Genomic DNA, 19,313 nt, shown 5'->3' on the forward strand with positions numbered 1-19,313 from the left:
TCGTCCGGAGATCGGGCGCAGGAGCGCCGTCTTGGCCACCGCGGGCCGGCCGAGGAAGCGGGGGAAACGTGGAACTGAGAAATGTCCTTTCAGCCCTGCGTGCCGCCTGGTGGCTACCGGTGCTCGGACTCTTGGTCGGGGGCGCGGCGGCGCTGCTCGCAAGCCTGCTGCAGACGCCGCAGTACACCTCTTCCACACAGCTGTTCGTCTCCACCCGCGACACTGCAACGACCTCTGACGTGTTCCAGGGCAGCCAGTTCTCCCAGCAGCGTGTGGCGTCGTACGCACGGCTGCTTACAGGAGACGAGCTCGCCGGGCGGGTGATCGACAGGTTGGACCTGGATCTATCCCCCCAGGAGCTGCGGGAACGGGTCACGGCAACGGCGGTGACTGACACCGTCCTCATCGACGTCACTGTGACCGACCACTCGGCAGAGGGGGCCCAGGCCATCGCTGAGGCCTTCGGTGATGAATTCACGGACTTCGTCACGGAACTAGAAACGCCGGAGGACGGCGGCGCGTCACCCGTCAAGGTCGTTGTCACCGACGCACCTGAGGTTCCGACCAGGCCAAGCTCGCCGCAGACTACGCGCAATGTCGCGCTCGGGCTGCTCGTGGGACTTCTTGTGGGTGCCGGTCTAGCGATTGCCCGGGCAGGGTTTGACCGGTCGGTCAAGGATCCTGATGAGGCGGCTGAGCTGGCCGGTGCACCAGTGATCGGTTTCGTCCTGAGAGACGACGGCCTCGAAAAGCAGCATGTCATCGATCGGCGCAGTGCCACACGCACGGCCGAGGACTACCGGCAACTGCGCAACAACCTGCAGTTCCTCAATGTTGACCACCCGCCCACCGTCATCATGGTTAGCAGCGCCATCCCGTCGGAGGGAAAATCGACGGTTGTCGTGAACCTCGCACTGGCGCTGCTCGACGCTGGTCGCAGGGTCACCATCATCGAAGCGGACCTTCGCCGCCCGAAGGTGACTCGCTACCTCGGCATGGTGGGCGGCGTGGGTCTCACCAACATTCTCGCGGGCAACGCCGAGTACGACGAGGTCGTCCAGCGCTACGGCGACGGAGATCTTTCTGTCGTCGGCGCCGGCCCGCTCGCACCGAACCCGGGCGAGCTGCTTGCCTCGTCGCACATGGCGGAGCTCATCGACAAGCTCCGCGGCGAGAACGATTTCGTCCTCGTCGATGCGCCGCCCTTGCTTCCCGTTGCGGACGCATCGGGGCTCGCGGTTCATACGGATGGCGTGCTTCTTTCTGTGCGCTACGGCAGCACCCGCAAAGAGCAACTGCGGCAAGCCGCCGCCACTCTCGACCGAGTCGGGGCCAAGGCGCTCGGCGTCATCCTCAATATCGTGCCGCCGAAGGCTCAGATGGCGACCGCCTACGGCTATGGGTACAGCTATGGCTACGACGCCAAGCACGGGGCCTGAGGAAGACGAACCGCGTCTTCTGTCCCCCCGAGAGGGGACAGGGCAATCTGCAGGTTGTGTGAAGGCTGTCTCGCTCTCAGGTCGTGCAGGCGTTACCTTGGGGTAGGACTGGTTGAACTGCGTAGTTCCCAGTCTGTCCGGGGGGATCGCAAGGGCGCGCCGGCGCCCGACTGGCACGGGGGCCTTCCATTTCCATGCTCGACGTTCGTGACGGATCCGTCCGTCCCCAAGCGCTGTCGCCCGGCCGCGGTTGGTATCCGTTTGCCGCGCGCCTTCGTGGGGAGGGCACGGTTGCCCGCCGCGCCTGGCGCGACCGGTACGTCCGCAACTCGGTCATCGGCGACGCCGTCTGTGCCGGCTTTGCCGGCGCCGTCGGCTACCTCCTCCGCTTCGGCCCAGTAGCCGAGGCGAAGGTTGCTCTCGCGATCGCGCTCCTGCTGCCTCTCGTCTGGGTCGCGGCCATGCTGGTCGCCCGCAGCTACGAGCAGCGCTTTCTCTGGATCGGGGCCGAGGAGTTCCGGCGCGTTTTCGCGGCCGCCGTCATGCTGCTCGCCACGGTCGGCACGGTATCGTGGGCGTTCAAGCTCGACGTCGCTCGTGGCTTCGTCGTCATGGCGTTGCCGCTGGCGACCGTCCTGACGCTGGCCCAGCGTTACGTGCGCCGGCAGCGGCTGCACCGCCAACGCGCGCACGGGCGCTTCCAGCAGACGACCCTGCTGGTCGGCCATCGGAGCGGCGTGGGCGCCCTCGACGAGCAGCTCGACCGCGAGGCCTACCACGGCTACCGGGTCATCGGTTGCTGCCTCCCAGCGGACCAGCAGCGACCTGGCGAGGACGTCTTCAACGGCCTGCCAGTCCTCGGCGACCTCACCGACGTCGCCGAGGTGGTGGCCCGCTACGAGGTCGACACCGTCGCAGTGCTGCCCTGTCCGGAGCTCGACGGCCCGGCCCTCCGCCGGCTCGGTTGGGAGCTCGAGGACACCGAAGCCGAACTGCTGCTCGCGCCGGCCGTCACGGACGTGGTCGGTTCGCGAGTCCGGATCCGACCGGTGAGCGGCCTGCCGCTCATGCACATGGAGCGTCCGGAGCTGAAGGGCGTTCGCCGGCTCACCAAGGATCTCTCCGACGCCGCCGCATCCTGCCTCGGCATCCTCTTCCTGTCGCCGCTGCTGCTCGCCATCGCCTTGGCCGTGCGGACGACCAGCAGCGGGCCGGTGCTCTTCCGGCAGGAGCGCGTCGGCAAGGACGGTCGCACGTTCTCGATGCTCAAGTTCCGCAGCATGGTGACCGGCGCCGATCGCATGGTGGAACAGCTGGCGGCGGACAGCGACGGCAACGGCGTCCTGTTCAAGAAGAAGGACGACCCTCGGGTGACGCGCGTCGGCCGGGTCTTGCGGCGGTACTCCCTGGACGAGCTGCCCCAGCTGTTCAACGTGCTCCGTGGCGAGATGTCGCTCGTCGGTCCGCGTCCCCCGTTGCGGTCCGAGGTGGAGAAATACGGTCGCGACATGCACCGCCGCTTCCTCGTCAAGCCCGGCCTGACCGGGCTGTGGCAGGTGAGCGGGCGCTCCGATCTGTCCTGGGACGACTCGGTGCGCATCGACGTCCGGTACGTGGAGAACTGGTCGTTGACCTTCGACCTGATGATCCTCTGGAAGACCATCGGCGCCGTCATCCGCGGGTCGGGCGCGTACTGACCCGGGGCGAGCGGAGAGCCCCCGACCGGATCGGCCGGGGCTCTCCGCCTAGGTGGGACTCAGATTCCGGGGCGCACGGTGCCGCAGCGGCAGGCGTACAGGCTGGACCCGCTGAACGGGTCTTCCGACTGCCAGCGGAACCAGTGGACGTGCAGAGGGCTGTGCCGGGCCGAGGAGTCCCGGCGACCGTCGGGACGGGCAGCCAGGCGCCGTTCCGGTCTCCGCGCCCACTCGTGGCGCGTGGAGACGGTGTCGGTGAGGCGCTGTCTGTCCGTGCCCCGCTGACCGCTGGTGTCCACGGTCGCCACCTCCTCGTGCCGGCCGAGTATTCGCTGGATCGGGTGATCGAGAGTCGCCCGTGAACGGTAACGCCGGTAGCTCACAGTGGCCACGGCACGAGGAGGGTGCAGGGGGAATGCCACATCCCCATCCGTCCCATCAGCCCGAGGCGTTTGGCAGATTCCGTGCTCAACCAGTGCGGGAGTCGCACACTGTCCTGGTGTCGACTGCCGTGTCCCCGAGGGACGTCTTCACCGTCCTCCTCGTCTGCACGGGCAACATCTGCCGGTCCGCGCTCGCCGAGCGGCTCGGCCAGGCCTACCTCGACGAGGTTCTCGGCGACGACGCCCACCTGATCCAGTTGCACAGCGCCGGCACCGGCGCCGTCGTCGGTTCCGCCATGCATCCCGACAGCGCGCTCGTCCTCGCCGGCTTCGGCGGTGATCCGGGCGGCTTCGTCGCCCGGCAGCTCGAGGTCGAGCACACGCTCGGCGCGGACCTGATCCTCGCGATGACCCGCCCGCACCGGCAGCACGTACTGCAGCTGGCCCCCCGGGCGCTCGCCCGCACGTTCACCCTCCGCGAAGCAGCCGGGATCCTCGCCGAGCTGGGCGACGCCGACCCGCAGGGCGACGACCTCCCGGGGCGGGCGCGCGACCTGGTGCGGGCCATGGCGACCGCCCGGTCGCGGCACACCAGCAGCGAGGACGACGACGTCCCCGACCCGATCAACCGCCCGCTCGAGGCGCACCAGACGGCCGGGGACCTGATCGCCGAATCGCTGCTGCCCCTGCTCCAGCGCTTCGCCGAGCTCGCCGGCGAGCCGTCGTTGGCTGGTAGGGCCGGCGACGACGGCCGAGCGGGCGTCGCCTGAGGCCCCCACCTCACCCGCACGGTTCACCCCGATCTTCACCCGATCGGGGACAGTTGATCACCCGAGCCCGTGACCGGCTCGGATCACGCTCCGTCACCGGTATCTTCCGGCCGCCGTGCCGCCGATACGCAGGAGACGCTCGTGACTGCTGGGACCACCTTCGAGGAGGTCGCCGGGGCGCCACGCTCATCCCGCCTGGGCCGCTCCGCTCTGCGCTGGTACGTCGGCTGCGGCCTCATCGGTGCGCTCCTGGGCGGCGGCATCGCCTACGCGATCACGCCGCTGCTGCCCGCTGACTACGCCGCCTCGTCACAGGTCGTCGTCCGCAGCCCCGGCGAGGTGGTGCTGTTCGGCGGCGCGGCCGGCGCCAACGGAGCCCTCAACTCGCAGACCGCCGCGCAGATCCTCGCGTCGCCCGAGGTCGCCCGCGCCGCGAGCGAGCTGCTCGACGGGCGGCTGACCCCCGGCGAGGTCGGTGCGCAGACCGTCGTCGACCCGATCACGAACTCATCCGTCATCACCATCGAGGCGCACGCCTCGAGCCCGGCGCTGGCCGAGGACCTCGCGAACGCGCTCCCGCAGGCCTACCTCCAGGTCGAGGCCGGCTCCTACGCGCAGCGGGCCGCGCAGATCACCGAGGTGCTCACCGACCTGCGCAGCAGCCAGGAGGCGCGGTTGACCGAGGTGCAGCAGGCCCTGGCCGACGAGGTCGCCTACGTCACCGGGTTCGCCGGCGCGATCGTCAGCCCGACCGAGCGGGCCAACTGGATCCAGGCCACGCTCGAGACCGACGTCGAGTACCAGCGTCTGCAGAACGAGGCCGTCGCGATCACCGCGAGCATCAACGACACCAACGACACCATCCAGCAGGCGACGGCCGACTACACGATCCTCGAGTCCGGCGTCGACCGGGTGATCGCCGCCGAGCGTCCTCAGGCCACCACCACGCCGGCGGTCGAGAACCTGGCCGCCGGCATCCTCGGCGGGCTGCTGCTCGGCCTGGCCGTCGCCTACAGCTCGGTCGAGCGGCGCCGCGGTGTCGACCTCAGCCAGGCCGCGATGATCCTCGGCGCCCCGTTGCTCGGCACGGTCGGGCACGACCGCAGGCTGCGCAAGGGACCCGGGTTTGCCGACCTCGGCGACGACACCCGCCTCAGCAACGAACTCAAGGTGCTCTCGTCGTCGATCGTGCTCAGCGCGCGGCGCCGCGGCCTCGGCTCGGTCGTCGTCACCAGCGCCCACCGGCGGGAGGGCACGAGCGTGCTCACCCGCAACCTCGCCGCAGCGGCCGAGTACATCGGCCAGCCGGTCGCCCTGGTCGACACCGGCTTCGGCTGCCCGACCACCACCGACCTGCTCGAACTGCAGGACTCCCCGGGGCTGGCCGAGGTGCTCGAGGGCGGCCCGCTCGCCCAGGTCCTCCACTACATCCCCTACGGGGGCGGGCGTGTGCCGGTCGTGCCGATAGGCCTCAACGGGTTCGCCACCGAGCGCGGCCGGCGGCTGAGCGATCACCGGCGTGGGAACTGGGCCCGTGTGTTCGGCGGTGGCGACCGGCTCCTCGCACTGGTCGACTCGCCGGCCGTCAACGACCACCCGCTCGCGCTGCAGCTCGCGTCGGCCGGTGGCCTCGTGGTCATCGCCTCACCGCGCACCACGCTGCACGACCTCGAGGTGATCCGGAACCGCGCCGAGGTTGCCGACGTCCCGGTGCTCGGCTTCGTCGTCAACGAGCACCGCACCGGTCGCCGCAAGGGCCGCAGGGGCAAGGCAGTCGCACGTCCGGCCACCGGCAACCCGCGCGACCTGGTGCTCGACGACGGGGACAAGGTTCTCGCCGGCTGACAGGTGGTGTCCGTGCGGCAGGAGTGCCGGACGGGTCAGGAGGGGACGGCGACGGTGCCGTCCGGGCTCCGGCCAGCCGATGACCACGGCATGTGGATGCTCTGGGTCCTCGCCGCCTGGCTGCTTGTCGCCGTGCTGGTCGGTGTGGTCATCGGCCGCGGCATCCGCCTGGCGGACCGGCGGACCGAGGAAGGTGCCGTCCTGACCACGGCCGACCTCCCGGTGGGCTTCGTCGCCGTCCCCTGAGACTCATTCGTCACTTACGGGCGTTGCCGTTCAGGATTCTCGCGCGATCTGCCGATAGTTCGCCTCGTGTGGATGTGGTGGGTTCTGGGCGGGCTGCTGGTGTGGCTCGTCGTCGGTGCGCTCGTCGCCGTTGTGATCGGTCGCGGTATCCGGCTCGCTGAGCGTCGCGAGCTGGGCACCGAGGCGCTCGCGGAAGCTGACCTCACCGCCGCCGTGGCGGCGCCTCGTCGGCGCATCCCGCTGCCCCCGATCGGCGTGGCCCTCGCCGCGACCGCCGTCGCGCTGGAGACCGTCGGCTTCGTCCTGCGGCTCACCGGCAGCTCCTCGCGGTCGCTGTCGATGGACGCCCCGTATTCGGCGCCGCGCCTGTTCGTCGCCCTGCTCTTCGCCGCCGCCGCGCTGGCCGCGCTCGCCGGAGCCGGCGCCATCCCGGGTCGCCGCACCTGGTGGACCGGCGTCGGGCTCGTCGGCGGCGTGATCGCCGCCGTGAAGGCCGGGAGCACGGTCCACTCCGACGCCATGTCGGGCCTGAACGACGCGGTCGGCACGGCCGCCGCCACAGCGCTCAGCGTCGCCGTCGCCGTCGCCGTGGTCGCCGCACTCTGGTTCCTCAGCCGCACCGAGCGGCGTGACCGCCGGCGCGTTCTCGGCTCGCTGGTCGGCTACGCCGTCGCCGCCGTCGGCCTGTCCGCCGTCTCGGCCGTCGCCGGCCCCGGCTGGTACGTCACCGCCACCTATGTCGAGGAGTCGGGGGAGGCGCTGGCCGCTGTCGCCTTCCTCATGGCCGTCCTCGCCGGCGTCGCCCCGCGCGTCGTCCTGCCGGCCGGCTGGCCGCTGCGCCGCGAGGTCGACGCGCGGACCCTCGACCTCCCGGAGTCGTTGCCCCGCCGCGCCGCGCCTCGTTCCGTCGAGCGCTGAGCCGGTACTCGGGGTCCGCGTACGGGCTCCTTGGCGGTAGGTGGGAGCGGCCCTATCCTTCCGCTCTGTGCAGCCGCAACGGCGTCGCGTCGAGCGCGGGGTCGCCGGGCTGCCGTGTGCGCTCTGCGGGAGCGCGGACGTGGTGGCCGTGGAGTCCCGGCCCGTCCCGCGGGGAGTGGCTCGGCTGGTGCCGGTGCCGCGCGAGGCGGTGCGGACCTATGACCTCTGCCGCGCATGCGGCGCCAAGCACACGACCGTGAACGGCCGGCGCGTCTGACGCGGTGCCGTCAGCGGGGGACGTCGGGCAGCGCCTGCTTCTCGAACTCCGCGGCGTTCTGCCCCAGCGAGTCGCTCCGCAGGTAGGTCCACATGCGCTCGCCGGTGACGCTGTCGAGGTAGACCACGCTGGCGGCGCCCTCCATGCCGGTCCCGAGCACCGGTGCGGTGAAAGACGCGACGTTGTCGGGCGTGAGCCCGCGCATCGAGTACGCCAGCTGCAGCAGGTCGGTGCTGCTGAGGGTGTCGCTGATGCTCACCGAGCCGGTGAGCGCCCGCAGCGCGGCGTCGAGCTTGCCCGGGTCGGTGAACGTGTCGGAGCTGAACAGCTTCTCGAACACCGCCTGCAGGTACTGCTGCTGTCGCCTCACGCGGTCGAAGTCGCCACCCGGCAGGTCGTAGCGCTGGCCCAGGTACCAGCGGGCCTCCTCGCCGGTGATGTGGTTGACCCCGGCCTCGAAGGTGTAGTCGCCGTTGGTCGTGGTCTCGGCGACCTCGACGTCCACACCGCCCAGCGCGTCGGTGACCTCGGCGATGCCCTCGAAGTCGATGGCGACGTAGTGGTCGATGCGCACCTGGGTGAGCTGCTCGACCGTCTGGATCAGCAGCGTGGGTCCGCCGAACGCGTAGCTCGCATTGATCTTGTTCATCCCGTGCCCGGGGATCGCCACCCACGAGTCGCGGGGGATCGAGATCAGCTGGGCGTGCTCCCGGTCGGCCGAGAGGCGGACCAGCATGATGGCGTCGGAGCGCCCGCCCGGGTTCTCACCGTCGGCCGTCGACGCGCGGGTGTCGGAGCCGACCAGCAGGAAGGTGACCGGGGCGCCGGCCGGGTTTTCCACGGTGGAGGTGGCCGGCGCCGGACGGTTGCTCTCCTCGAGGCCGCCGAAGACGTCCTCGATGCGGTCGACGTTCCCGGCGTAGCGCTGGGTCACGAACCACAGGCCGCCGCCGATGAGCACCACGAGCACGAGCACCAGCACGCCGGCACTGACCAACGCCCGGCGCACCAGCTTCCGACGTCGTCTGGGCGAGAGGTCCTCGTCGGCCTGCTCGGCGGGGGACGTCTCCTCGACCTCGGTCGCGAGTGCCGCGGAGCCGCGCTCGTCCGACTCGTCGGTGTTCATGGGATCCCCCGTCGTCCAGGCTGTGGATCGAGGGTACGAGCGGGATGAGCTGCGCGAACGACCTTCCCACCCGGAGGGGTGACCCGGCCTACCGGTGCAGTGCCTCGAACGACCGCCGGATCCGCCGCCCCAGCAGGACGCAGGCCAGCAGCGCGACGACGAGCATCCCGGCGCCGACGGCGATCGTCTCGGGCGAGCCCATCCAGAACAGCACGCCGGCGATCACGATGACCGCGAGCAGCTCGAGGACGACGACGAACCCGAACAGCGTCATCGCCAGCTTCGTGCCCACGGCCCGACTCTCGCGCACGGGATGGCCGTCCGCCATCCCCTGGTCGTGGGGTCAGCTGTTCCCGGGGGTCCGGGTGTGCGGGGAGCGTTCGTGAGCCCGGGTCGGATCGGCCGCGGGTGCCTCGGGCGACAGCAGCGTCACCGAGCCGTCGGGGTGGCCCAGCAGGACGAGGTCACCGGAGGGCAGGCGCTCGACGGAGTCAGCGGTCTCGCGCTGCCGGCGCTCGGCCACCTGGATGGCGCGCGCGATCACCCGGGCCAGCACGGCGGCGATGGCGAGCCACGCGGCTCCCACGATCAGCAGCCAGGTCATCGCGCGTTCCTCGGTCGGGCGGGCGGCGCTGCGGTCGTCCGTCGGGAAGATCCGTCGGTGCTGTCCCTGCCAGCTTGTGCCCGGGAAGGGACGTGTCCAACCGCGCGCGGATGAGCATCGTGTGAACGATGGGGAAGCTGGTGCGGTGCCCGGCTGCGGGTCGGCGCGTCAGAGCCCGCAGTCATGGCTGCCTGGATAGACAGCGGATGTGAACCGGTCCGTCCCAGTGCATCCCGCCGTGCCGCCGGTGGCCGCCCTCCTGGCCGCCGTCGCCGCGCTCTTGGAGACCACCGGCCTGGCGATGCGCCTGCTCGACGTGGACGGCGACTTCGGCCGGCTGCTCTCCATGGACGGGCCCGGCTCGCTGGCCCGCCTGTTCGTGGTCGGCGTCCTGCTCGCCGCGGCGGTCGTGTCGGCGGTCGCGGCCGTCCGTCGGCCCGGACGGCGGGCGTGGTGGTCGGCGGTGGCGACGGTCGCCGCGCTGCTCGGCGTCGTCAAGCTCAGCAGCGAGCTGCACGTCGGCCTGGTCCACGTGCTCGGCTCGGGGGTGGGCGTGTGGCGCGGGGCCGCCGTCCTCGGCGCCGTGGGGGTGGCCGGGCTGGTCGCCTTGGGCCAGCTCAGCGGCGAAGAGTGCCGCGCACGACGTCGGCTCGTGCTGGCACTGGCGGCGCACGCCGTCGCGGCGATCGGGCTCTCCGCCGTCTCCGCCTACGCCCGGCTCACCGGCGGACCGGTGTCGGCGGCGTTCGCCACCTTCGTCGAGGAGAGCGGCGAGGCGCTGACCGCAGCGGGAGTCCTGGTGGCCGTGCTCATGGCGGTGCTGCCGCGGCTGACCGTTTCGGCGGCAACGCTAGCCCGCCGTGGCGACGATGACGCACCCGCGAACTTCCGGCCTCTCGCCGGTGTCGCCTCGGTGCACGCCGCCTAGCCCGGCGTTTCCCCGCCCTGCAGCAGGCTTGCCGTCGTGATCCACTTCGGGTGCGAAGTGACTCGCGGCGGATGGCAGGGGAGGCGGCGTTGCGGATCTCGGTGGTGGGCTGTGGCTACCTCGGAGCCGTCCATGCGGCGGCGATGGCCGAGCTCGGCCACGAGGTGGTCGGCATCGATGTCGACGAGCTGAAGGTCAAGTCGCTCCGCCGGGGCGTCGCGCCGTTCTACGAGCCCGACTTCAGTGACCTGCTGAACCACTCCCTCGCCTCGGGCAGGTTGAGTTTCGGCACCGACATCACCGATGCCGCCGGAGCGAAGGTCCACTTCATCTGCGTGGGCACCCCGCAGAAGCACGGGGAGTACGCCGCGGACATGCGGTTCGTCCAGGCTGCGGCGGAGTCCCTGCTTCAGGTCGTCCACGACGGCGACCTGGTGGTCGGCAAGTCCACGGTGCCGGTCGGGACGGCGTCCAACCTCGCGGCGATGTTCGGCGAGAAGGTCCCGGGCACGATGCTCGCCTGGAACCCGGAGTTCCTCCGCGAGGGCTTCGCCGTGCGGGACACGCTCCACCCTGACCGGCTGGTCTACGGCCTACCGCCCGGCCGGGACGGCGAGATCGCCGGGACGCTGCTGGACGAGGTGTACGCGCCGATCGTCGCGCGGGGGATTCCGCAGGTCCGCACCGACTTCGCCACCGCGGAGATGGTGAAGACGGCAGCCAACTCCTTCCTGGCCACGAAGATCTCGTTCATCAACGCCATGGCCGAGCTCTGCGAGGCAACGGGTGGTGACGTCAAGCAGCTCGCCGACGCGATCGGCTACGACGACCGGATCGGGCGGAAGTTCCTCAACGCCGGGCTGGGCTTCGGCGGCGGGTGCCTGCCCAAGGACATCCGGGCGTTCATGGCCCGGGCCGGGGAGCTGGGGGCGGACCAGGCGCTGACGTTCCTGCGCGAGGTGGACAACATCAACATGCGCCGCCGGATCCGGATGGTCGAGCTGGCCCGGGAGGTCTGCGACGGGTCGCTGCTGGGCAAGCGGGTGGCGGTGCTGGGGGCGGCGTTCAAGCCCGATTCCGACGACATCCGCGACTCGCCCGCGCTCAACGTCGCGCAGCAATTGCAGTTGCAGGGCGCGGTGGTACGGGTGACCGACCCGGCCGCGGTGGACAACAGCCGCCGGGAGTGGCCGCACCTGGACTACGTAGCCACCCCCGAGGAAGCGGCCGAGCGCGCCGACGCCGTCCTGGTGCTCACCGAGTGGAAGCAGTACCTCGAGCTCGACCCTGCGGATTTTGGCACGGTGGTCGCGCAGAAGCGCGTTCTCGACGGTCGCAACGCCCTCGACCGCGACGCCTGGGTGGCCGCCGGCTGGACCTACCGCGCCCTCGGCCGCCGCGGCAGCTGAGGTGCGAACGCCCTGCTCCATGGCGGAGCAGGGCCTTCGTCGTTGGAAGGTCGATCGATCCGGACCAGGCGGCCGCGCCAACCCGATCTTCATGAACCCGGGCGCCAGCGCGGTGACCTTCGCCGTCCTCGCCGCCCTCGTGGCCGTGTGCCGTGCACCGTCAGCGGCCGGGCGGGACGATGCCCCAGAGGCAGGCGTAGAGGCGGGCGGAGCCGGCCTCGTCCCAGCGCAGCCGGCGGAACCGGTGCACGTGCCGCGGGCGACCCGGCCGGCTGTGCCGCGAGCGCGGCACAGTCGCATCCCGACGCTCGCCTACGAATGACCAGGTGACCGGCCGGTTCGTTCCCCGGCGCCCTACCGCTGTACCCCTTCGGGGGGACGTCTCGACCGCCTTCGTCCGGGCGTCACCTGAACGGATTGCGACGTCTCGGATACCGCTCGCCGAGCCGGTGACCTGCGCTTCCGGCCGACGATCGGGTGTCCGGTGACTGAACGTCACATGATCGATCAATTTCTTGCGCGTGACCTAAACCTTGAGTGCGCCCGACTTCCGGCATCCCCGCTGCCAGAAGCCGCGTACCCTGTGAGACGGCTATGAGGGGAACTGACCGGATCCGATCGTGACTGGTTACGCAGAGTGGCGTACACGCCGCGTCAACCAATCGCAAAACGATACGGGTTGACCCGTACGGACTCCCGCACGAAGTCTCGGCCGGAGACGGCGGCGGGGTCGGGTCGCTCCGATGAGTGATCGCCCCGGCGGGTGAACCAGCTAGCGGAGGACGACGGTGCGTGCAGCGACAGCGGCGGCGGCATGCCGTCCCGCGCTGCCCGAGCACCTGCGCCGCTGGCTCGGCCGCAGCGTCGTGGCCGGGGTGCTGCTGCTGGGCTGCTGGGTCCTCCTGGCCGTCTTCGCCGGTGGCGCCCGCGCCGAGGAGGTGCCGTCCGGGGGCCTCCCGCAACCCTCCGCCGGCCCGGTCGACCGATGGCGCGTGGACACCGCCCAGTGGCCCTCCGCCACCCACGAAGTCGTCTCGCACGTCGTCACGGCGCTGACCTCGCCGACCCACCAGGAGCCCGCCCAGCCACCGCCTCCTCCGCCACCCGCGCCGGACCAGCCCGCCCCTCCCGGCGACGGCCACGTCCCCGCGGGCGACGAGCCGTCCCAGGACGACGTCCCTCCCCAGGGCGGCGCTCCCGAGCACCAGCCCCCGGCCGAGCAGCCCCCGGCAGAGGAGCCGCCGGCCGAGGAGCCGCCGACCGACGAGCCAGTGGCCGACCCGCTCCCGTGCGACCTGCCCGACGCGGTCGACGCCGTCACCGACGCGGCGGACCTGGAGCTCCCCGCCTGCGCCGACGACGAGCAGCCGGCCCCGACGACGCCGGTGGCCCCGGCGGCGCCCGCCGAGCCGGCGGCTGCACCGCCCGCTGCCCAGCCCGCCCCCGCCGAGCCCGCCGTCACCGAGTCCACGACCACCTCGTGCGCCACCGCCGAGACCACGGACACCACTGCCACTGACGCCACTGCCACCGACGCCGCCGGCACGACGGCCGACGCGGCGGCCGGTGAGAGCACCCCCGACCCCTGCGCCGAGCCGGCCGAGGTGGTCACCGAGGAGCCCGCGGTCGACGAGACCGCCGCTCCCGCGGACCCCGCGCCGCCCGCGCTGCCTGCCGTCGACGACCCGGACCGCCGGGACGGCCCGCGGTACGGCCCCCCCTCGCACTCCGTCGTGGAGAACCCCGCCGCCGACCGGTCCGCGGCCCCGGCACGGGCCGCTCCCGCGACCGACCCCGCCGACACCCTGCCGATCGCGCCGCACCCGGTGCCGGTCTCCCCGGTGCCGTCCGTGCCGGTCGCGCCGACGACGAGCATCGGCGGCGGCGGGCACGGGTCCAGCAGCGGCGGCTCCGACCAGGACGACCCGCTCGCCGTCGTGCCGGCGGCCCTGGTGGGTGTGAGCGGCGCCTTCGTCTGCCAGGGGGCCGGCGTGGACAGCGCCGGCCACGTCCAGCGCACCGCCGGGGACGTGGGCGTCCGGCCCGACTGACCGGGTCCTCCGCCACTCCACACGCGCCCGCGGGCAGTTCTCGCCCGTCGCCGTGAACCGCCGCCCGGCCTCGCGCCGAACGCGGCGGAGGGCAGTGGCCCGCTGACCGGACCCGCTCCGCGCAGACATCGCTGCGCTCGCTCCCCGAGGACTCGAAGACATGACCCCGAACGCGCCCCGTCGATGGCGCGCGGCCTCCCGCGCCGCCGCCTCCGGGCACCCGCGCGTGCCCGGCGCCGTCGTCCCGTCTCCCGCCGACCGGGAGAGGGGGACGTCGTCGTGACGCTCGCCCCCGACCTGCCCGCCCCCGAGGACGACGGTGACCGCCGGCGCGCGCTGCGCCGCCGCACCGCCGCCAAGGAGCGCCTGACCGCCCTGCACCCGGCGCCGGACGCGGAGGCCGGCGCCGACACCGGGCCGGAGACGCGACCGAACGTCGTCCTCGACCCCGCCGACCTCCCGGCCGAGCTGTCGGTCGAGGCCGTCGAGCAGCTCGACGTCGAGGTCCGCCGGGTGGAGAAGCTGCGCCCCGTGCCGCCGGTCGAGCGCCCGGCACCGGCGCGGCCGGCCGCCGAGGACCACCGCATCGCCGTCCCCGCCTGGCCGGTCTACGACCCGTACGCCCAGCGCCGCCGGCAGTCGCCGGAGTGGCTGGTGAGCCACACCGCCACGCTCGTCGTCGTCGACTCCGTGCTCGCCGCGGCCGCCGACGTGGTGGCCATGTACACGCTGGGCGGCGGCTTCTTCGGCTGGAGGTACGTCGTCGCGGCCGCCGTCCTGTGGCCGGCCCTGCTGGCCCTGGTCGGCGCCTACGCCGAGCGCAGGCTCGGCACCGGCGCCGACGAGTTCCGCCGGGTCGCCCTCGCCGGGCTGATCGCCACCTCCGGCGCCGCGGTCGTGAGCGCCGCGCGCAACGGCATCCTCGACTGGTGCGTGCTGGTCGCGGTGCCCCTGGCCACCGTGCTCACCCTGCTCGGCCGCGGGGTGAACCGCTGGCGGCTGCACCGGGCCCGCCGGCAGGGCGAGATGACCAAGAGCGTGGTCGTCGTCGGCCGCGAGGGCGCCGTCGTCGACCTGGTCCGGCGGATCCGCCGCGACCCCACCGCGGGTCTCCGCGTCGTCGGCGCCTGCGTGCCGCGGCCGCACGAGTCCACCCGGCTCGTCGCCGACGGCATCCCCGTGCTCGGCGGCCTGGACGACGTCGTGCGGGTGATCGACCAGGTCCGCGCCGAGTCGGTGCTCGTCGCCTCGACCAGCGAGTCGGCGGGCGGCTACCTGCGCCAGCTGGCCTGGCGGCTGGAGGGCACCGGCATCGACGTGCTCGTCGGCCCCGGCGTCATCGAGGTCGCGCCGAGCCGCCTGCAGGTGCGCCCGACGGCGAGCATGCCGCTCATCCAGATCCGCGAGCCGGAGTTCCGCGGCCACCGGCGGGTGCTCAAGACGCTGCTCGACAAGCTGGTCGCCGCCGTCGTCCTGCTGCTCACCTCGCCGGCCTTCGCGGTCATCGCCGTGGTGATCAAGGTCACCAGCCCGGGACCGGTGCTGTTCCGTCACCGACGGATCGGCAAGCGGGGCCGCGAGTTCACCCTCTACAAGTTCCGCAGCATGACCGTCGACGCCCCGTCCGACGTCGAGCTGATGGCGCACAACGAGGGCAACGAGGTCCAGTTCAAGATGCGGCGCGACCCCCGGGTCACCGCGATCGGCCGGGTGCTGCGGCGGTACTCGATCGACGAGCTGCCCCAGCTGCTCAACGTGCTCAAGGGCGAGATGTCGCTGGTGGGCCCCCGCCCGCACGTCACCCGCGAGGTCGAGCAGTACGGCCCCGACATGCACCGGCGGCTGCTGGTCAAGCCGGGCCTGACCGGGCTGTGGCAGGTCAGCGGCCGCTCCGACCTCAGCTGGGACGAGGCGGTCGAGCTCGACACCCGCTACGTCGAGAACTGGTCGATCGGCATGGACCTGTGGATCCTCTGGCGGACCGTCCGGGCAGTCCTGCGCAGCAGCGGCGCCTACTGAGCCGCGGGCCCGTAGACCGCCAGCAGCGCGGCGCGCTGCTCGGCGACGGTGTTGTGCCGGAGCACCTCGGCCCAGCCGTGCACGTTGGCGGTCGCGGTCGGGGGATCGACGAGCAGGTCGAGCGCCGGCCGCACGTCGTCGCCGTCCAGGGTCAGCCGGTCGGGGACGTCGGCGAAGCTGGGCAGCCGGCGCACCAGCGTCGGCACCCCCAGCCCCACGGCCTCGGCGACCATCAGCGGGAAGCCCTCCCAGCGCGCGGAGTGCAGGTAGAGGTCGGCGCGCCCCAGCTCCTCGAGGATGGCGCTGCGGGGCAGCCAGCCCGACACCTCGACGCCGGCCGCCTCGAGCGCCGCCGCGCGGCCGGGGTCGCCGTCGCCCAGCCACACCGCGCGCAGGTCGGGCAGCTTGCCGCGGAGCCGCTGCACGGCGGCGAGGAAGAACTCCGGGTCCTTCTGCGGCCGCAACCGCCCGCCGCCCACCACGAGCGGCGGGCCCGGCTCCCGCTCCGCGGTGCGCACCCCCTCGGGCGGGGCGATGTTGGGCAGCAGCACGCGCGGGGCGCGGCGCCGTCCCGGCCAGGCCGACAGCTGCACCTCCCGCGCCGAGCAGCCGGCGAACGCCGACGTGTTCTGCGCCAGCAGCCCCTCGGTGACCAGGTAGGCGGCCCGCTCCCATCCGGAGATGTCGCGGCGTTCGAAGGCGTAGCAGTGCGGTGTGTAGACGAGGTACGGGGCGCCCCGCCGGACGGCGAGGCGGGCGTAGCCGCCGCCGTGGCTGGAGTGGGCGTGCACGACGTCCGGCCGCAGCTGCCGGACCACCTCGCGCACCCGGCGCACCTTGGCCAGCGCGCCGCCCTGCATGCGGTGCGTGGAGGCGAAGTCGGCCTGCTCGGCCAGGTCACCCTCGGCGTCGACCGGCGTGCCCGACAGCAGGTGGTGCTCGGCCTCGGGCAGCGACCGGGTGTACTGCGCGATCGCCACACCCACGCCGCTGCTGTACTTCTGGACGACGTGGAGGATCCGGAGGGACGGGACGGGCACGGACCGATCCTCTCCCGGCGCCCCGCCGGGACGCCCCTGGGGGGCGTCTATTTCGCCCGGTCGGGGACACCCGCGGCCGGGGCCGCGCAGGAACCGGCCGTCCTGCTGCATGCTCGTGCACCGATCCGTGCCGAAACGAGGAGCAGATGACCGAGGCGCACTCCGAGGTGGACCTCGCCGACCCCGGCTTCTGGGCGCTGCCCCCGGCCGAGCAGCACGCCGCGTTCGCCGCGCTGCGCCGGCTCGACGCCCTCCGCTGGTTCGCCGCGCCCGACGAGCCCGGCGGCGGCTTCTGGGCGCTGGTGCGGCACGCCGACGTCGTCGCGGCCAGCAAGGCCCCGGAGCTGTTCAGCAGCGAGCCGAGCGTGACCACCCCGCCGCCGGAGCGCTGGGTGCGTGCCGTCTTCGGCGAGTCGATGGTCAACATGGACGGACGCCGGCACACCGACCTGCGCCGGATCGTGCAGAAGGCGTTCACCCCGCGCCGGGTCGCGCTGATCGAGGAGTCGATCCGGCGGATCTCCACCGAGCTCGTCGACGACGTCCAGCGCCGCGGGTCCGGCGACTTCGTCGAGGCGGTCGCCGCCCAGCTCCCGACCCACGTCATCTGCGAGATGATGGGCATCCCGCCGGAGCGCCGCGGCATGGTGCTGCGCCAGGTGATCGGCTCGACCGAGCTCATCGGCGTCGAGGGGGAGCAGCGGCCGAAGCTGCGCATCCCCGGCCGCAACCTCGCCGCCCTGGCCCGGCTGCACCTGCTGGTGCGGGTCATCGGCGCCCAGCGCCGCCGCAAGCCCGAGAACGACCTGGTCTCCAGCCTGGTCACCGCCGACGTCGACGGCGAGCGGCTGGGCAGCCGCCAGCTCGGCGCGTTCTTCTCGCTGCTGCTGGTCGCCGGCATCGAGACCACCCGCAACGCCATCGCGCACGGCCTGCGGCTGCTCGACGAGCACCCCGACCAGCGCGAGCTGCTGCTCGCCGACCTCGACGCCCACCTGCCCGGCGCCGTCGACGAGATGCTGCGCGTCTCCACGCCGATCGTGCAGTTCCGCCGCAACGTCACCCGTGACGTCGAGTGGCACGGGTACCGATTCCGGCAGGGCGAGCGCGTCGTGCTCTTCTACGCCTCGGCCAACCGCGACGAGGACGTGTTCACCGACCCCGACCGGTTCGACATCACCCGCAGCCCGAACCCGCACGTGGCCTTCGGCGGCACCGGCCCGCACTACTGCCTGGGCGCCTACCTGGCCCGCACCGAGCTGCAGACGCTGTTCCGCGAGCTGCTCACCCGAGCCCCCCACGTGCGGCTGACCGGGGAGCCCGAGCGCATCCCGTCGAGCTTCGACAACCGCATCCGGCGCATGCCGTTCACGGTGGAGCCCGCGTGACCGGGAGCTACCGCACGCAGGTCGTCACCTCCGCGGGGGAGCTGACGGCCCTGGCCGCCGACTGGACAGCCCTGTACCGGGCCGCGCCGCGGGCCACGCCGTTCCAGACCCACGCGTGGCTGTCGTCGTGGTGGGCCGCCTACGGCGGGCCCCGCGGCCGGCTGCGGGTGGCGCTGGTCCGCGACGGCGCCGGCCGGCTGGTGGCCGCCGCCCCACTGCACCTGCGCCGGCGCGGGCCCGCCCGGGTGCTCGCGCCGCTCGGCGGGGCGATCACCGACTTCACCGACGTCCTCGTGGCCGAGGACGACGTCCCCGACGGCGAGCTGCCGGCGGTGCTGGGCGCGCTGCAGGACTGCCTGCTCGGCATCCGCGGCTGGGACGTGCTCGACCTGCCCGAGGTGCGCGAGCCCTCCGCCGCCGACCTGCTGGCCGCTGCCTGGCCCGGGCCGCGGTGGACCTTCGAGTCCTCCACCTGCATGGAGCTGCGGGTGGGCGGCTTCGACGACCTGCTCAAGCGGATGAGCGGCAAGCGGGCGGGGGAGGCCCGGCGGCGGCTGCGGCGGGCCGACGCGCTCGGCCTGGTGGCCGCCGAGGTGCCGCCCGGCGAGGTCGAGCAGGGGGTGGCCGATCTCATCCGGCTGCACACCCAGCAGTGGGAGAGCCGCGGGGTCACGCCCGAGCACGTGCGGCCCCGCTTCACCGCGCACCTGCAGGGGGCGCTGGCCGGCATGGTGGCCGACGGCTCGGCCGCGCTCACCTGCTTCTCGCTGGACGGCGAGCCGGTCCTGGCCAGCCTCGACCTCGTCGGCCACGACATGGTCTGCGGCTACCTGCTCGGCGTCACGCCCGGCCTCTACGAGAAGATCGACGTGACGACGTTCGTGCTGCGGCACGAGCTCGAGGAGCTCTCCCGGGCCGGGAAGTCGACGTTCAACATGCTGCGCGGCCGCGAGTCCTACAAGGACCGGTGGAAGCCCGTCGTCGTCCCGAACCGCCGGCTGCTGCTGGGGCGCCCGCGGGCGCCGCTGGCCGCCGTCCACGCCGCCGCCGTGCGGGGCCGGGCGCGGGTCGTGGCGCTGTCGCGGAGCCGGGCGCCGTGGCTGCGGGAGGCCTACGACCGGGTGAACGCGGTGCGTGCGGCGGTCCGTCGTCCCCGCGGCTGAGGCAGGATCC

At 72.9% G+C, this 19,313-nt stretch carries 17 protein-coding genes; 12 read left to right on the forward strand and 5 right to left on the reverse strand.

Going from position 1 to position 19,313, the window contains the following annotated elements; genetic code table 11:
• Positions 1-68 precede the first annotated feature (68 nt).
• The 6 genes from ACI8AF_RS00825 (at position 69) to ACI8AF_RS00850 (ending at position 7,298) form a co-directional block, all read left to right on the forward strand.
• Positions 69-1,439: a polysaccharide biosynthesis tyrosine autokinase gene (locus ACI8AF_RS00825; RefSeq protein WP_456537754.1), complete on the forward strand. Its 1,371-nt coding sequence runs from the start codon at positions 69-71 to the stop codon at positions 1,437-1,439.
• Positions 1,440-1,633: 194 nt separating this feature from the next.
• Positions 1,634-3,136, forward strand: coding sequence for a sugar transferase (locus ACI8AF_RS00830; RefSeq protein WP_456537755.1), 1,503 nt, complete (start codon positions 1,634-1,636; stop codon positions 3,134-3,136).
• A gap of 499 nt (positions 3,137-3,635) precedes the next feature.
• Positions 3,636-4,289 carry an arsenate reductase/protein-tyrosine-phosphatase family protein gene (locus ACI8AF_RS00835; protein WP_456537756.1) on the forward strand — a complete coding sequence of 218 codons (654 nt, stop codon included), beginning with the start codon at positions 3,636-3,638 and terminating at the stop codon, positions 4,287-4,289.
• Positions 4,290-4,430: 141 nt separating this feature from the next.
• Positions 4,431-6,134: a hypothetical protein gene (locus ACI8AF_RS00840; RefSeq protein WP_456537757.1), complete on the forward strand. Its 1,704-nt coding sequence runs from the start codon at positions 4,431-4,433 to the stop codon at positions 6,132-6,134.
• A gap of 90 nt (positions 6,135-6,224) precedes the next feature.
• Positions 6,225-6,380, forward strand: coding sequence for a hypothetical protein (locus tag ACI8AF_RS00845; protein WP_456537758.1), 156 nt, complete (start codon positions 6,225-6,227; stop codon positions 6,378-6,380).
• Between the two features lie 72 nt (positions 6,381-6,452).
• Positions 6,453-7,298 carry a hypothetical protein gene (locus tag ACI8AF_RS00850; protein WP_456537759.1) on the forward strand — a complete coding sequence of 282 codons (846 nt, stop codon included), beginning with the start codon at positions 6,453-6,455 and terminating at the stop codon, positions 7,296-7,298.
• Between the two features lie 287 nt (positions 7,299-7,585).
• Here the strand turns inward: ACI8AF_RS00850 and ACI8AF_RS00855 are convergent, their stop codons facing one another.
• From ACI8AF_RS00855 to ACI8AF_RS00865, 3 genes are all read right to left on the reverse strand, one after another.
• Positions 7,586-8,701: an LCP family protein gene (locus ACI8AF_RS00855; protein WP_456537760.1), complete on the reverse strand. Its 1,116-nt coding sequence runs from the start codon at positions 8,699-8,701 to the stop codon at positions 7,586-7,588.
• 88 nt (positions 8,702-8,789) lie between these two features.
• Positions 8,790-8,993 (reverse strand): hypothetical protein, encoded by a 204-nt coding sequence (locus ACI8AF_RS00860; RefSeq protein WP_456537761.1) that lies wholly within the window; start codon positions 8,991-8,993, stop codon positions 8,790-8,792.
• 51 nt (positions 8,994-9,044) lie between these two features.
• Positions 9,045-9,305, reverse strand: a complete 261-nt coding sequence (locus ACI8AF_RS00865; RefSeq protein ID WP_456537762.1) for a hypothetical protein — start codon at positions 9,303-9,305, stop codon at positions 9,045-9,047.
• A 247-nt stretch (positions 9,306-9,552) separates the two neighbouring features.
• On the opposite strand from ACI8AF_RS00865, the gene ACI8AF_RS00870 reads away from it, so the two are divergent.
• On the forward strand, positions 9,553-10,233 hold the full coding sequence (locus ACI8AF_RS00870; protein ID WP_456537763.1) for a hypothetical protein: 681 nt from the start codon (positions 9,553-9,555) through the stop codon (positions 10,231-10,233).
• A gap of 71 nt (positions 10,234-10,304) precedes the next feature.
• On the forward strand, positions 10,305-11,642 hold the full coding sequence (locus tag ACI8AF_RS00875) for a UDP-glucose dehydrogenase family protein (protein ID WP_456537764.1): 1,338 nt from the start codon (positions 10,305-10,307) through the stop codon (positions 11,640-11,642).
• 160 nt (positions 11,643-11,802) lie between these two features.
• Here the strand turns inward: ACI8AF_RS00875 and ACI8AF_RS00880 are convergent, their stop codons facing one another.
• Complete coding sequence (locus tag ACI8AF_RS00880; protein WP_456537765.1) at positions 11,803-11,934, reverse strand: hypothetical protein; 132 nt, start codon at positions 11,932-11,934, stop codon at positions 11,803-11,805.
• A 496-nt stretch (positions 11,935-12,430) separates the two neighbouring features.
• Between ACI8AF_RS00880 and ACI8AF_RS00885 the strand changes: the two genes are divergently transcribed.
• Both ACI8AF_RS00885 and ACI8AF_RS00890 read left to right on the forward strand, forming a co-directional pair.
• A complete protein-coding gene (locus tag ACI8AF_RS00885; protein WP_456537766.1) occupies positions 12,431-13,693 on the forward strand; it encodes a hypothetical protein in 1,263 nt (420 codons plus the stop codon).
• 279 nt (positions 13,694-13,972) lie between these two features.
• Complete coding sequence (locus ACI8AF_RS00890; RefSeq protein ID WP_456537767.1) at positions 13,973-15,712, forward strand: sugar transferase; 1,740 nt, start codon at positions 13,973-13,975, stop codon at positions 15,710-15,712.
• Here the strand turns inward: ACI8AF_RS00890 and ACI8AF_RS00895 are convergent.
• Positions 15,706-16,752, reverse strand: a complete 1,047-nt coding sequence (locus tag ACI8AF_RS00895) for a glycosyltransferase family 4 protein (RefSeq protein WP_456537768.1) — start codon at positions 16,750-16,752, stop codon at positions 15,706-15,708. The two genes, ACI8AF_RS00890 and ACI8AF_RS00895, sit on opposite strands and share 7 nt — an antisense overlap.
• Positions 16,753-16,898: 146 nt before the next feature.
• Here ACI8AF_RS00895 and ACI8AF_RS00900 point away from each other — a divergent pair, with 146 nt between their 5' ends.
• Together ACI8AF_RS00900 and ACI8AF_RS00905 are read left to right on the forward strand one after the other, a co-directional pair.
• On the forward strand, positions 16,899-18,140 hold the full coding sequence (locus ACI8AF_RS00900) for a cytochrome P450 (protein ID WP_456537769.1): 1,242 nt from the start codon (positions 16,899-16,901) through the stop codon (positions 18,138-18,140).
• The gene (locus ACI8AF_RS00905) at positions 18,137-19,303 is read left to right on the forward strand and encodes a GNAT family N-acetyltransferase (protein WP_456537770.1); all 1,167 of its coding nucleotides are present in this window, start codon (positions 18,137-18,139) and stop codon (positions 19,301-19,303) included. The genes ACI8AF_RS00900 and ACI8AF_RS00905 overlap by 4 nt, the downstream gene beginning before the upstream one ends.
• Positions 19,304-19,313 lie beyond the last annotated feature (10 nt).

This window comes from Blastococcus sp. SYSU D00669, from assembly GCF_054050715.1.